We start from the raw sequence: 12,214 nt of genomic DNA, 5'->3' as shown, positions 1-12,214 counted from the left end.
GGAAGGGTGGGGTGACGGCGGGCACGCGCGCTCCGGCCTTCCGGCCTTCCGGCCTTCCGGCCGGGGCAAGGCGCGGGCTCTCGGTCAGGACTTCAGGAAGAGCCAGTGCTTCGACGGGCCCGGTTCGTACGGTGAGTCGAGGCGTTTGGCCACCACGCCCGGCAGGCCCTGGTCGCGGGCGGCCTGGCGGACCGGGGCCAGGTCGCCGGGCCACGATGGGGCGGTCTGCCAGTGGGCGCCGGTCAGGTTGAGCGCCTCCAGAGCGGCGCGCCGCACCGTGTAGGGCTCGCCGGTGAGCGTGTGGCCGTCGTCGTACAGGAGGTCGTAGAAGACGAGCAGCTCCGCGCCGCCGAGCGTGACCAGCTCGCCGTCCAGCACCGCCGTGCGGCTGCCGAACGACTCGGCAAGCCCGCGCAGCCAGGGGTGCTCGCCGGCCGCCTCCGTACGCCCGCCGTCGATCGGCACGAGCAGCCGCCGCCCGCCCCACGCGAACTCGAAGGCGTACGCCGAGACGTCCTTGGGCGGCCGGGAACGCGCGGTCGCCTCCATGGGCGCGAGGCCGGGGAACGGGTCGCGGACGGACGGGCCCATCCGGTGGATCATCCAGTTCTTGCCCCGGGTACGGAACAGCACGAACCGGCCGGAGGCCCGCTCGCCGCTCAGCACGACCTTGACCTCGCGATCCGACCACTTCTCGGTCTCGTACGTGCCGGTGTCCCAGACGGTCATGGAGCCGCCGCCGTACTCACCCTTGGGGATCTCGCCGTGGAAGGTGAGGTACTCCATGGGATGGTCCTCGGTGTGCACGGCGAGATGGTTGGTGTCGGGGTCGGCGGGCAGCCCCTTGGGCACCGCCCACGAGACGAGCACGCCGTCGCGTTCGAGCCGCAGGTCCCAGTGCAGGGACCGGGCGTGGTGCTCCTGGATGACGAACGCGTTGCCGCCAGGGGTGCCGGTGGGGGCGTCGGGGATGGGCTCAGGCGTGCGGCCGGGGTCGCGTTTGCTCCGATACTGCGTCAGTTTGTCGGGCACAGAACCGGTACTACCCGCTGCCACGCAGGCTGATCGCGGATAATCCTCCGATGTGTCAGTCCATGTCCAGAGCCCGCCGCAGCCACGCCTCGACCCCCGCGACGTGCACGGTCGCCCACGAGCGGGCCACGTCGGCCTGGCGTCCGGCGATGGCCTCGTAGATCGCGCCGTGCTGCTCGCGGGTCTTGTCCATCGCGCCCTCCTGGGTGAGGCCGCGCCAGATCCTGGCCCGGGTGGTCGGCCCCGACAGGCTCTCGATGAACGAGCACAGCACGCTGTTGCCCGAGCCCTGAGCGATGCGGTGGTGGAACTCGAGGTCGTTGGCCACCAGCTCCTCGACCGTCGGCTGCTCGGGCAGCTTGTCGAGGATCACCCGCAGCTCCGCGATGTCGGCGTCGGTCATCTGTTCGGCGGCCATCGCGGTGGCGGCCGGCTCGAGGATGCGCCGGACCTCGAAGAACTGCAGCACGGTGTCGTCGCGGTGCAGGTCGAGCACGAACGACATGGTGTCGAGCAGCAGCCGGGGCTCGAGGCTGGTGACGTACGTGCCGTCGCCCTGGCGTACGTCGAGGACGTTGATGAGCGACAGCGCCCTGACGGCCTCGCGCAGCGAGTTGCGTGAGAGGCCGAGCCGTTCGGCCAGGTCGGCCTCCTTGGGCAGGCGGTCTCCTGGCGCCAGCTCGCCGGAGACGATCATCTGCTTGATCTTGTCGATGGCCGCGTCGGTGACCGCCACGCTCTTCTCCCTAGACATCGGATGTCTAGGAGTCTAGAGCCTGGAAGCGGACCGGATCGACCCCCGCGTGGCGACGAACCTGACCGCGCGCCTCCAGCGTACGCAGATGGGCCGCGGCCTCCCCGGCCGCCATGCCCTTCAGGACCGGGGGCAGCTCGTCCCACGGCCGGTTCCACGTCATCATCGCGGCGACCTCCCAGATGGTCAGCGGCTGCGCCTGCCTGGCCAGGAGGGCGCGCAGCCGTTCGAGTTTCTCCTCGTGATGGTGGCGGATCTCGGCGGCGCGCGCCGCTACATCCGGAAATATCCACTCATGGGCGGGGAGGGCGTCGAGCGGGCCACTGGCCGCCGAGAGGTCGCCGATCCGGTCCAGCGAGTTCAGGAAGTCGCTGAGCGGATCGACGTCGTCGCGATCGTACGGATAGATCCCCACGTGCGGGGTGATGTCGGGCAGGACGTGGTCACCGGTGAACAGCCGGTCCGCGTCCTCCAGATGCAGGCAGATGTGTCCTGGTGTGTGGCCGGGCGTGTGGACCGCCCGCAGCTTGCGGCCCGGCAGGTCCACCAGGTCGCCGTCACGCAGCTCGCGATCGGGCAGGGCGGGCGGCGCGGGCCTGGTGCCCATGACCTGCCTGGCCTCGCCCGGGTCGGCTCCCGCGCGGCGCAGCATGTCGGTCTGGAAGTCGTCGTGCTCGCCGGCCGCGTACTCGGTCATGAGCCTGACCAGCGCCGCGTCGTCCTCGTGCAGGGCGATCCAGCCGCCGGACGCCTCGCGCACCTGCCCGGCGAGCCCGGCGTGGTCGGGATGGAAATGGGTGACGACCACCCCGCTCACCGTGCTCACGTCGATGCCGAGCGCGGCCAGGCCGCCGGTGAGCGCGTCCCAGGCGTCGGGGTGGTTCCAGCCGGCGTCGATCAGCACCGGGCCCCTGGGCGACTCGACGGCGTAGACGAGCGTGTAGCCGAGCGGGTTGCCGGGGATCGGCACCGGCACGCTCCACACGCCGCCGCCGAGATCCTGCGGACGCTGCTCAGCGTACGGTCTGCGCCTGGTCTTCATGTGCCCCCGATTCGTGGTGGTTCGTGGGTAAGAGCGCCCGGTGCGGCGCCCGGATACCCGTTCAGCCGATCCGTTCCAGGATGGTGGCGGTGGCCAGCGCGCCGCCCGCGCACATCGAGACGAGCGCGGTGCTGGAATCGGAGCGTTCGAGCTCGTGCAGCGCCGTGGTGACGAGGCGGGCGCCCGTCGCGCCCACGGGGTGGCCGAGCGCGATCGCGCCGCCGTTGACGTTGACGCGGTCGAAGTCGGGCTCGTGCACGCTCGCCCAGGACAGCACGACCGACGCGAACGCCTCGTTCACCTCGAACCTGTCGATGTCGCCGATCGTCATCCCGGCCGACGCGAGCGCCTTGGCCGTCGCCGCCACCGGCCCGTCGAGGTGGTAGTACGGCTCCGCCCCCACCAGCGCCTGCGCCAGGATGCGGGCCCGGGGCCGCAGGCCGTGCCGCCGCGCCGCCGTCTCGCTCATCACCAGCACGGCCGCCGCGCCGTCGGAGATCTGCGAGGACGTGCCGGCCGTGTGCAGCCCGCCCTCCACCACCGGCCTCAGCGCGGCCAGCCCCTCGACGGTGGTCTCGCGCAGGCCCTGGTCCCTGCGGACGTCGCCCACCGGCACGATCTCCCGCTCGAACCGCCCGTCGGCCCACGCCTTGGCCGCCAGCCGCTGCGAGCGCGCCCCGAACCAGTCGAGCCGCTCACGCGTCAGCCCGCGCCTTTTGGCGATGCGCTCGGCCGCGGTGAACTGGTCGGGCAGGTCGATGGTCCAGTCGTCGGGGCGCGGCTTGGCGGGGCGTACGTTGCTGCCCAGCGGCGCCCGGCTCATCACCTCGACACCGCAGCCGACGCCGGCTTCGATCACGCCCGCGCCGATCAGCGCCGCCGCCAGGTGCACCGCCTGCTGTGACGAGCCGCACTGGGCGTCGACGGTGGTGACACCCGTCTGGTGCGGCAGCCCGGCATAGAGCCAGGCGTGCCGCCCGACGTGGCCGCCCTGCTCGCCCGCCTGTGTCACGCAGCCGGTGAACACCTGCTCGACGATCGCCGGGTCGATGCCCGCCCGATCGACGAGCCCGTTCAGCGCCGTGGCCAGAACCTGTTGCGGTTTCAGCTCCGCCAGCCAGCCGGCCCGCTTGCCGATCGGTGTGCGTATGGCCTCGACGATCACGGGTGTGCCCATAGCCGCCTCCAGAATTAAGCTCTGGCGCGACTGTAACTGGTTCTACTTCGTTGCGGAACCCTCCCACTTCGGCGGCAGGCCGAACGTCTCGAACAGCTGCTCCTCGAAGAACATGCCGACGTGGCTGACCCGGTCGCCCGACAAGGTGAGCACCATGATGGCGAACTGGCCGTAGACGCCGTCCTTGCGGTGATAGACCGCGAACGCCGGCTGGCCGTTCGCCGCGACCGGGACCAGCCGCAGATCACCCGCGCGCTCTGCCGGGCACTGCGTCCTGGTGAGCTCGGCGATCGACTCGGGCCCTTGGTACCAGCCGGTGAACGGCGGCATCTCCCACACCGCCTCCTCGGTGAACAGGTGGACCAGGCCGTCGACGTCGTAGTTCTCGAACGCGGCGACGTAGCGGTCGAGCAGGTCGCGCTGCTCGGAGGTCAGCGGCTCTACCGGGTCGTCGACGCTCGGCGCCACCTCGTCGAGCTGGGCGCGGGCCCGTTGCAGCAGGCTGTTGACCGCCGCCGTCGAGACCCCGACCGCCTCGGCCACCTCGGCGGCCTTCCACTTGAGCACGTCGCGCAGGACCAGCACCGCGCGCTGGCGGGGCGGCAGGTGCTGCAGCGCGGCGATCAGCGCGAGCCTGATGCTCTCGCGCGAGGTCACGATCGCGGCCGGGTCGTCGGCGCCGGCGCCCGTCAGGGTGTCGGGCGCGGGCTCCAGCCACGGCACCTCGTCGTCGCGGACGAGCGGCGCGGCGGCCTCTTGGCTGGGAGCGCCGAGCCCGGTCGGCAGGGGGCGCCTGGAACGGCTGTCGAGCGCCGTCAGGCACGTGGTGGTCGCGATGCGGTAGAGCCACGTGCGCAGGGACGAACGCCCCTCGAAGCCCTCGTACGCCTTCCACGCGCGCAGGTAGGTCTCCTGCACGAGATCTTCGGCGTCGTGCACCGAACCCATCATGCGATAGCAGTGCGCGAGCAACTCGCGCCGCATGGGATCAGCCTGGCGGAGGAAGTCCTCGCTCGTCGGCTTGTCGGTCATACCCCCTTGTATAGCCCCCGCCACCGACAGAATCCCAGAAACACCTTTCCGGGGGTGCGGATCAGATGTCGGCGAGGAGGCGGGTGGCGGCCGTTTCGATGCGGCGTTGGATCTGGTCGTACGTGCGGCGGCCGCGCAGCATCTCCAGCAGTTCCTGGACCCAGACGCTGGCCAGGGAGCCGGCCAGGTCGATCTGCTCCTCGCTCGCCTCCTGCAGGGTCAGGCCGTCGGCTGAGACGCGCAGCAGCAGCCCGGTCATGCGGTCGCCGAAGGGGGTCTGGACCTCGGCCATGATGAGGGAGCGGATGAGCGCGTCGGCCAGCTCGGGCTCGCGCATGAGCCCCCTGGTGGCCCGCATCAGCACGTCGACCGCGCGGCTGGCAGGGGTCGCCGCACCCGGCGGGCGCCGCTCGATGCTGCTCTCCAGCAGGTCGATCTCCTCGCCGACGACGGCGACGACGAGGTCCATCTTGGATGGAAAGTAGCGATAGAGCGTGCCAAGCGCCACGCCCGCGCGCTCGGCCACCGTCCGCATCTGCATGGCCTCGACACCCCCGCGTGAGGCCAGCGCCGCCGCGGCCTGGACGATGCGCTTGCGGCGTTGGTGCTGGCTGCGGGTGCGGACGCTGTGCCCGCCCTGGGTGGAACCGTTTTCCATGGTGCCCTCGGAGTCGCCGGGGGGCGCCGCGGGGGTGGCGTGCGTGGAACGCATGAGAACACGTTATCTGATTTCTTCTTGACGCGGCTTGTTACTCGCGGGTCACAAACCAGCCCTATAGCCCCATGTCTCCGGCGTTACACGGATATATCCGGCCTTATGTCGATAGGTGGCCGCTGGACAGACATTAGAATCTGTTCTAGTTTGCGAATCGGCTTACCTAGCGCTTGCTGGAGGAGCGATGACCGCGGACACGCTCGCCTCCCTGCTGACCGCACGCGCCCACGACGACCGCCCCGGGCTCGTGTTCGAGGACAGGGTGTGGACGTGGCGCGAGCACGTCATCGCCTGTCGGGAGGCCGCCGCCCGCCTGTCCGCGCACGGCCCTGGCACGCACGTCGGCGTGCTGAGTGAGAACGTTCCCGACCTGGTCTTCCTCATCGGCGGCGCGGCGCTGGCCGGCCACGTGGTGGTGGCGCTCAACCCCACCCGCCCGGCCCCGGAGCTGATCCGCGACGCCCGCGCCACCGACGTCACCTTGCTCCTGGCCGACACCCCCTTCACCAACCTGGCCACCGAGGTGTCCGGGGAGTTGGGGCTGGAGTCCCGCCCGCTCGCCACGGGCGCGCATACGGGCTCGCCCTTCGCCCAGGACACGCCGCTCGCCCAGAACCCGTCTCCGCACCCGCCCTCTGCGGGCCATGAGCGGCCCGCCAGGCACGAGCGTGCTGACCCGCAGGGTGGCGAGCTGGTGATGCTGATCTTCACCTCGGGGACCTCGGGGCGGCCGCGGGCTGTCCGGATCACGCAGCGGAAGCTGGCTGTGCCCGGGGTCAGTCTGGCGGCCATGCTCGGCCCGGACGACGCCGTCTACTGCTCGATGCCGCTGTTCCACTCGGGGGCGCTCATGGCCGCCTACGCCCCGGCCGTCGCGTCGGGGGCCCGGCTGGTGTTGCGGCGGCGGTTCTCGGCGACGGGGCTGCTGCCCGACATCAGACGGTACGGCGCCACGTACCTGCACTACGTCGGCAAGGCGCTCTCCTATGTGCTCGCCACCGAGGAGCGCCCCGACGACGCCGACAACCCGTTGCGGATCGCGTTCGGCAACGAGGGCAGCGCGGTGGCGACCAGGCGGTTCGGGGAGCGGTTCGGGTGCCGGGTGATCGACGCGTTCGGATCGACGGAGACGGCGATCTCGCTGACCCCCGACCCCGCGGGCCCGCCGGGCTGCCTGGGCCGCCTCCCTGACGGCGTCCACATCCTCGACCCGTTCACCGGCCGCCCCTGCCCGCCCGCCATGATCGAGGACGGCCGCCTGCTCAATGCGGAGGAAGCGGTCGGCGAGCTGGTGAACACGGCAGGGCTGGGGCTGTTCGACGGCTACTACAACGACCCGGAGGCGGACGCGGAGCGGGTCAGGGACGGCGCGTTCTGGTCCGGAGACCTGGCCTACGCCGACGCGGAAGGCCACGTCTTCTTCGCGGGAAGAGGCACGGAACGGCTGCGCGTGGACGGCGAGAACCTCGCGGTCGCGCCCATCGAGGCGGCGTTACGCGAGTTCGCCGGGGTGGTGGAGGCGGCCGTCTACCCGGTGCCCGACGCGGCGGCCGGCGACCAGGTGATGGCGGCGCTGGTGCTGGAGGGCGGCTTCGACCCGGAGGCGTTCGCCGACTTCCTGGCCGGGCGCGCCGACCTCGGCGTCAAGGCGCTGCCCCGCTACGTCCGCATCGCCGGCGAGCTGCCGCAGACGCCCTCGCACAAGGTCATCAAGCGGCACCTCGCCCGCGAGGCGTGGCGCACGGCCGACCCCGTCTGGTGGCGCACGCGGCACGGCTTCCGTCCGCTCACCGACGCGGACGTGAAGGGCATCGAGGACGACTTCGTACGGCACGGCAGGCGACACCTCTTGGAGACGTAGTGGATTTCAACCTGGACGAAACCCAGCGGGAGCTGAAGCAGCTGGCGGCCGATGTCCTGTCGAAAGAAGGGTCGAAGGAAGGGGACGAGGAACGGCTGTGGCAGGCCGGGCTGCTCAGCGTGTGCGTGCCCGAGGCGGCGGGCGGCGCGGGGCTCGGCCCGGTGGAGATGGCCGTGGTGCTGCGCGAGGTCGGCGCCCGCGCGGCCCCGGTGCCCGCCCTGCCGGTGCTCGCGGGACAACTCCTCATGGCCCGGCACGCGGCCCCCGACCGGCAGCCGCCGCCCGGCGCCCGGCTCACCCTCGCCCTGCGCGAGCCCGGCGTCCCCCTGGCCGGGCCGCCCCGCACCACCGCCCGCGAGGTGAGCGGCGGGTGGGAGGTCAGCGGGCGCAAGACGGGCGTGCTGCACCCGGACGGCGCCGGGGTGCTGGTGACGGCGGACGAGGGGCTGTTCCTGGTGGAGAGCGTGGCGGGCACGCCGGAGCACACCTCGACCGGCGAGCCGGCGGCCACGATCGTGCTGGACGCGGCCCCGGCCGAGCGCGTGGCGGGGCCCGAGGGGGCGCGGGACGCCGTCCAGCTGTTCATGGCCGCCGCCGCCGCCCAGGCGAGCGGGGTGCTGGCGGGGGCGCTGGAGCTGACGACCGGCTACATCAAGCAGCGCAAGCAGTTCGGGCGGGCGCTGGCCGAGTTCCAGGCCGTGACGATGCAGATCGCCGACGTCTACATCGCGGGGCGGGCGCTCGACGTCGCGATGTGGTCGGCGGCCTGGCGGCTGGCCGAGGGGCTGCCGGCCGAGCAGGACCTGGCGCTGGCGGCGTACCAGGTGGGGGAGGCGGTCAAGGCGCTCTACACCTGCCAGCACCTGCACGGCGGGCTCGGACTCGACGTCACCTACCCGCTGCACCGCTACTTCGCCCAGGCCAAGCACCTGTCCCACCTGCTCGGCGGCGCCGACGCCCAGCTCGACCTGATCGGAGCGCTCGTCTGATGCTCATCGACCTGACCCCCGAGCAGCGCAGTCTCCGCGACGAGCTGCGCGAGTACTTCGGTTCCTGCCTGACCGCCGAGGACCGGGCCAAGATCGCCGACGATCCGTTCGGCGAGGCGTACATGGAGCACTGCCGCCGGCTCGGCAGGGACGGCAAGCTCGGCCTCGGCTGGCCCAAGGAGTACGGCGGAGGCGGCTACGGCCCCCTGGAGCAGCAGATCTTCGCCAACGAGATCGCCCGCGCGGGAGTGCCGTACCCGATCATCACCGTGCAGACGGTGGGCCCCACGCTCATGCAGTACGGCACGCAGGAGCAGAAGGACTTCTTCCTGCCCCGCATCCTGGCCGGCGAGTGCCACTTCGCGATCGGCTACAGCGAACCCGAGGCGGGCACCGACCTGGCCGCGCTGCGGACGACGGCGGTGCTGGACGGCGACCACTACGTCGTCAACGGCCAGAAGATCTTCACCAGCGGCGCGCACTACGCCCAGTACATCTGGCTCGCCGCCCGGACGAACCCGACGGCTAAGCGGCACAAGGGCATCACGATGATGATCGCCGCCACCGACGACCCCGGCTTCTCGTGGACGCCGATCGTCACCATGGACGGCCGCCACCACACCAACGCCACCTACTACTCCGACGTGCGCGTGCCGGTGGACATGGTGGTGGGCGAGGTGGACCGGGGCTGGGACCTCATCGTCAACCAGCTCAACCACGAGCGGGTCACGCTCGGCCCCGCGGGCAACATCGGGCAGACCTACGACAGGTTCCGCGCCTGGGCGCGGCGCACGGGGCTGGACGCCGAGCCGGGCGTGCGGCGGGCGCTGGCCGCGGTGTGGGCCGCGTTCCGTACGAACGAGCTGCTCAACTGGCAGGTCGCGGCCAACATGGACCTCGGCTGGCTGGGCGCGCCGGACGCGTCCGCGACCAAGATCTACGCCTCCGAGCGCATGCAGGAGGTCGGCAGGATCGTGGGGGACGTGCTGGCGAGGTACGGCGACCCGGCCGACCCCGAGACCGCCGAGCTGATCGAGCGCACCGACCACGCGACCAAGGGGGCGGTGGTGCTGACGTTCGGCGGCGGGGTGAACGAGGTGCAGCGAGAGCTGATCGCCATGCTCGGCCTGAGCCTGCCGAGGCCGCCCCGATGAGCGCGGTACTCGGCGAGGAGGAGCTGCACGAGCTGGCCGCCAAGCAGGCGGCGCTCGGCGAGGTACGCGGCACGCCGGCCGACGACCCCGTCAACGTCCCCATGATCCGGCACTGGCTGACCGCCATGGGCGACACGAACCTCGTCTACCTCGACCGCGGCCTGGCTCCGCCCGCCATGGCGCAGGTGTGGACCATGCGCGGGCCGGGCGGCAGGGACCGCTCGCCGGTCGACGACCTGCTGGCCGCGCTCGACCGCGCCGGCTACACGGGCGTGGTGGCGACGAACTGCGAGCAGACCTACCACCGCTACGTACGCGTGGGCGAGCGGCTCACCCCCGCCACCCGGCTGTCGGGGCTCGCCGGGCCGAAGCGCACGGCGCTGGGCACCGGCTACTTCACCACCTGGAACGTCACCTGGTACACCGACGAGGACGAGCCGGTCGCCACGATGATGTTCCGCGTACTCAAGTTCCGCCCCCCGGACAGGGAACAGGCCGAGGAGCGGGAGCCGTACCCGCTGCGGCCGGCCGTGAACGACGACACCGCGTTCTTCTGGGAGGGCGCGAAGCAGGGCGAGCTGCGGATCCAGGCGTGCGCCGACTGCGGGGAGCGGCGCCACCCGCCGGGCCCGCTGTGCCCGCGCTGCCGCTCCGCCAACCGGGGCCACACGGTGGCGAGCGGCGAGGGTGTGCTGTTCAGCTACGTCGTGCACCACCATCCGCCGGTGCCGGGACGGGAGACGCCGTTCGTGGTGGGGGTGGTGGAGCTGCCGGAGGGCGTGCGGGTCGTGGGCGACGTCGTGGGCTGCCCGCCCGAGGACGTGGAGGTCGGGATGCGGTTACGGGTGCGGTTCGACGCGATGGACGCCGAGCTGGTGCTGCCGAGATGGGAGCCCGCATGATGGGGACGACGCTGCCCGAGCTGACGATCGAGCTCACCCCGACCATGGTGATCTCGACGGCGCTGGCCACGATGGACTTCACGCCCGTCCACCACGACACGGCGCTGGCCCGCGCCCAGGGCTCGAAGGACATCTTCCTGAACATCCTGACCACGATGGGCCTGGTCGAGCGGTACGTCACCGACTGGGCGGGCCCCGGCGCGGTGATCAAGGCCATCGACGTACGGCTCGGCGTGCCGGCGTACGCGGGGGACCGGCTGACCTTCAGCGGCACGGTCGTCGAGGGCGCGGACGGCGCGACGGCCGTGCGGGTGCGCGGCCGGGTGAGCCTCGGCGACCACGCCACCGCGACCGTCACGTTCATCCAGGGGGAGAGCCAGTGAACACCGCCATCGCGGGCATCGGCGCCACCGAGTTCAGCAAGCGGTCGGGACGTTCTGAGCTGCGCCTGGCCGCCGAGGCCGTGCTGGCGGCGCTGGACGACGCGGGCCTGTCGCCCTCCGACGTGGACGGCCTGGTCACCTTCACCCAGGACGGCAACCAGGAGATCGCCGTGGCCAGGGAGACCGGCATCGGCGAGCTGACCTTCTTCTCCCGCGTCGAGTACGGCGGCGGCGCGGCCTGCGGCACGGTCGCGCACGCGGTCATGGCGGTGGCGACCGGCATGGCGAGCACGGTGGTCTGCTACCGGGCCTTCAACGAGCGTTCAGGACGGAGGTTCGGGCAGCCCAACTCGGGGCTGAGCGGGCAGCCCACCTCGCAGGGGCTGGAGATGAGCTGGCACGTGCCGTACGGGCTGATGACGCCCGCCGCCTGGGTCGCCATGTTCGCCCGCCGCTACCAGCACGTGTACGGCGCCACCTCCGAGGACTTCGGCCGGGTGGCGGTGGCCATGCGCCGGCACGCCGCCACGAACCCGGCGGCCTGGTTCCACGGCCGGCCGATCACCTTGGCGGAGCACCAGGCATCCCGGTGGATCGTGGAGCCGCTGCACCTGCTCGACTGCTGCCAGGAGAGCGACGGCGCGGTGGCTCTGGTCGTCACCTCGGCCGAGCGCGCCCGCGACCTGCGCAGGTCGCCGGTCCTGATCGCGGCCGCCGCGCAGGGGGCGGGGGCCGAGCAGATGATGATGACCAGCTACTACCGCGATGACATGACCGGCTTGCCTGAGATGTCCGTCGTCGGGCGCCAGCTGTGGGCGAAGTCGGGGCTGTCGCCGGCCGACGTCCAGACGGCCATCCTGTACGACCACTTCACCCCGTTCGTGCTGACCCAGCTGGAGGAGCTGGGCTTCTGCGGGCGCGGCGAGGCGGCGGGCTTCGTGCGGGACGAGGGCATCGAGCTGGACGGGCGGCTGCCGGTCAACCCGCATGGGGGGCAGCTCGGGGAGGCGTACATCCACGGCATGAACGGCATCGCCGAGGCCGTCCGCCAGATCAGGGGGACGGCCGCCAACCAGGTGCCGAACGTCGCCAACGTCCTCGTCACCGCCGGGACGGGAGTGCCGACGAGCGGGCTGATCCTGTCCGGCGGCTGACCGCCCCGGAGGCGCCCCG

Annotated in this window: 12 protein-coding genes; 6 read left to right on the top strand and 6 right to left on the bottom strand. The window is 72.0% G+C overall.

What is annotated here, in order from left to right:
* Window positions 1-84: 84 nt before the first annotated feature.
* From AB0K12_RS19190 to AB0K12_RS19165, 6 genes are all read right to left on the bottom strand, one after another.
* Window positions 85-1,032 (bottom strand): DNA polymerase ligase N-terminal domain-containing protein, encoded by a 948-nt coding sequence (locus AB0K12_RS19190; protein WP_364562436.1) that lies wholly within the window; start codon window positions 1,030-1,032, stop codon window positions 85-87.
* Between the two features lie 55 nt (window positions 1,033-1,087).
* Window positions 1,088-1,768 carry a FadR/GntR family transcriptional regulator gene (locus tag AB0K12_RS19185; RefSeq protein WP_364562433.1) on the bottom strand — a complete coding sequence of 227 codons (681 nt, stop codon included), beginning with the start codon at window positions 1,766-1,768 and terminating at the stop codon, window positions 1,088-1,090.
* Between the two features lie 25 nt (window positions 1,769-1,793).
* Window positions 1,794-2,828, bottom strand: coding sequence for an MBL fold metallo-hydrolase (locus AB0K12_RS19180; protein WP_364562430.1), 1,035 nt, complete (start codon window positions 2,826-2,828; stop codon window positions 1,794-1,796).
* Between the two features lie 61 nt (window positions 2,829-2,889).
* On the bottom strand, window positions 2,890-4,005 hold the full coding sequence (locus tag AB0K12_RS19175; RefSeq protein WP_364562426.1) for a steroid 3-ketoacyl-CoA thiolase: 1,116 nt from the start codon (window positions 4,003-4,005) through the stop codon (window positions 2,890-2,892).
* Between the two features lie 42 nt (window positions 4,006-4,047).
* The gene (locus tag AB0K12_RS19170; RefSeq protein ID WP_364562423.1) at window positions 4,048-5,037 is read right to left on the bottom strand and encodes a sigma-70 family RNA polymerase sigma factor; all 990 of its coding nucleotides are present in this window, start codon (window positions 5,035-5,037) and stop codon (window positions 4,048-4,050) included.
* 61 nt (window positions 5,038-5,098) lie between these two features.
* Window positions 5,099-5,695 (bottom strand): TetR family transcriptional regulator, encoded by a 597-nt coding sequence (locus AB0K12_RS19165; RefSeq protein ID WP_364562710.1) that lies wholly within the window; start codon window positions 5,693-5,695, stop codon window positions 5,099-5,101.
* Between the two features lie 241 nt (window positions 5,696-5,936).
* Between AB0K12_RS19165 and AB0K12_RS19160 the strand changes: the two genes are divergently transcribed.
* Genes AB0K12_RS19160 through AB0K12_RS19135 form a run of 6 tightly spaced genes read left to right on the top strand, consistent with a single transcriptional unit; the run spans window position 5,937 to window position 12,195 of the window.
* On the top strand, window positions 5,937-7,613 hold the full coding sequence (locus AB0K12_RS19160) for an AMP-binding protein (RefSeq protein ID WP_364562420.1): 1,677 nt from the start codon (window positions 5,937-5,939) through the stop codon (window positions 7,611-7,613).
* Window positions 7,613-8,602 (top strand): acyl-CoA dehydrogenase family protein, encoded by a 990-nt coding sequence (locus AB0K12_RS19155; protein WP_364562418.1) that lies wholly within the window; start codon window positions 7,613-7,615, stop codon window positions 8,600-8,602. The genes AB0K12_RS19160 and AB0K12_RS19155 overlap by 1 nt, the downstream gene beginning before the upstream one ends.
* On the top strand, window positions 8,602-9,756 hold the full coding sequence (locus AB0K12_RS19150; RefSeq protein ID WP_364562415.1) for an acyl-CoA dehydrogenase family protein: 1,155 nt from the start codon (window positions 8,602-8,604) through the stop codon (window positions 9,754-9,756). Before AB0K12_RS19155 ends, AB0K12_RS19150 begins: the two co-directional genes overlap by 1 nt.
* Window positions 9,753-10,658, top strand: coding sequence for an OB-fold domain-containing protein (locus AB0K12_RS19145; RefSeq protein WP_364562412.1), 906 nt, complete (start codon window positions 9,753-9,755; stop codon window positions 10,656-10,658). Before AB0K12_RS19150 ends, AB0K12_RS19145 begins: the two co-directional genes overlap by 4 nt.
* Window positions 10,655-11,041 carry a MaoC/PaaZ C-terminal domain-containing protein gene (locus tag AB0K12_RS19140; protein ID WP_364562410.1) on the top strand — a complete coding sequence of 129 codons (387 nt, stop codon included), beginning with the start codon at window positions 10,655-10,657 and terminating at the stop codon, window positions 11,039-11,041. Before AB0K12_RS19145 ends, AB0K12_RS19140 begins: the two co-directional genes overlap by 4 nt.
* Window positions 11,038-12,195, top strand: a complete 1,158-nt coding sequence (locus tag AB0K12_RS19135) for a lipid-transfer protein (RefSeq protein ID WP_364562408.1) — start codon at window positions 11,038-11,040, stop codon at window positions 12,193-12,195. Before AB0K12_RS19140 ends, AB0K12_RS19135 begins: the two co-directional genes overlap by 4 nt.
* The last annotated feature ends 19 nt before the right edge of the window (window positions 12,196-12,214 follow it).

The sequence above is a fragment of the Nonomuraea sp. NPDC049419 genome (genome assembly GCF_040676995.1).
Taxonomy (GTDB): Bacteria; Actinomycetota; Actinomycetes; order Streptosporangiales; family Streptosporangiaceae; genus Nonomuraea; species Nonomuraea salmonea.
Note: the sequence above shows the minus strand (reverse complement) of the source record. Positions and strands in the feature narration are given on the sequence as shown.

Coding starts and splice junctions, on each gene's coding strand:
- AB0K12_RS19180 (WP_364562430.1), bottom strand. CDS start 2,828: ATGAAGACCAGGCGCAGACCGTACGCTGAGCAGCGTCCGCAGGATCTC.
- AB0K12_RS19175 (WP_364562426.1), bottom strand. CDS start 4,005: ATGGGCACACCCGTGATCGTCGAGGCCATACGCACACCGATCGGCAAG.
- AB0K12_RS19170 (WP_364562423.1), bottom strand. CDS start 5,037: ATGACCGACAAGCCGACGAGCGAGGACTTCCTCCGCCAGGCTGATCCC.
- AB0K12_RS19165 (WP_364562710.1), bottom strand. CDS start 5,695: ATGGAAAACGGTTCCACCCAGGGCGGGCACAGCGTCCGCACCCGCAGC.
- AB0K12_RS19160 (WP_364562420.1), top strand. CDS start 5,937: ATGACCGCGGACACGCTCGCCTCCCTGCTGACCGCACGCGCCCACGAC.
- AB0K12_RS19150 (WP_364562415.1), top strand. CDS start 8,602: ATGCTCATCGACCTGACCCCCGAGCAGCGCAGTCTCCGCGACGAGCTG.
- AB0K12_RS19145 (WP_364562412.1), top strand. CDS start 9,753: ATGAGCGCGGTACTCGGCGAGGAGGAGCTGCACGAGCTGGCCGCCAAG.
- AB0K12_RS19140 (WP_364562410.1), top strand. CDS start 10,655: ATGATGGGGACGACGCTGCCCGAGCTGACGATCGAGCTCACCCCGACC.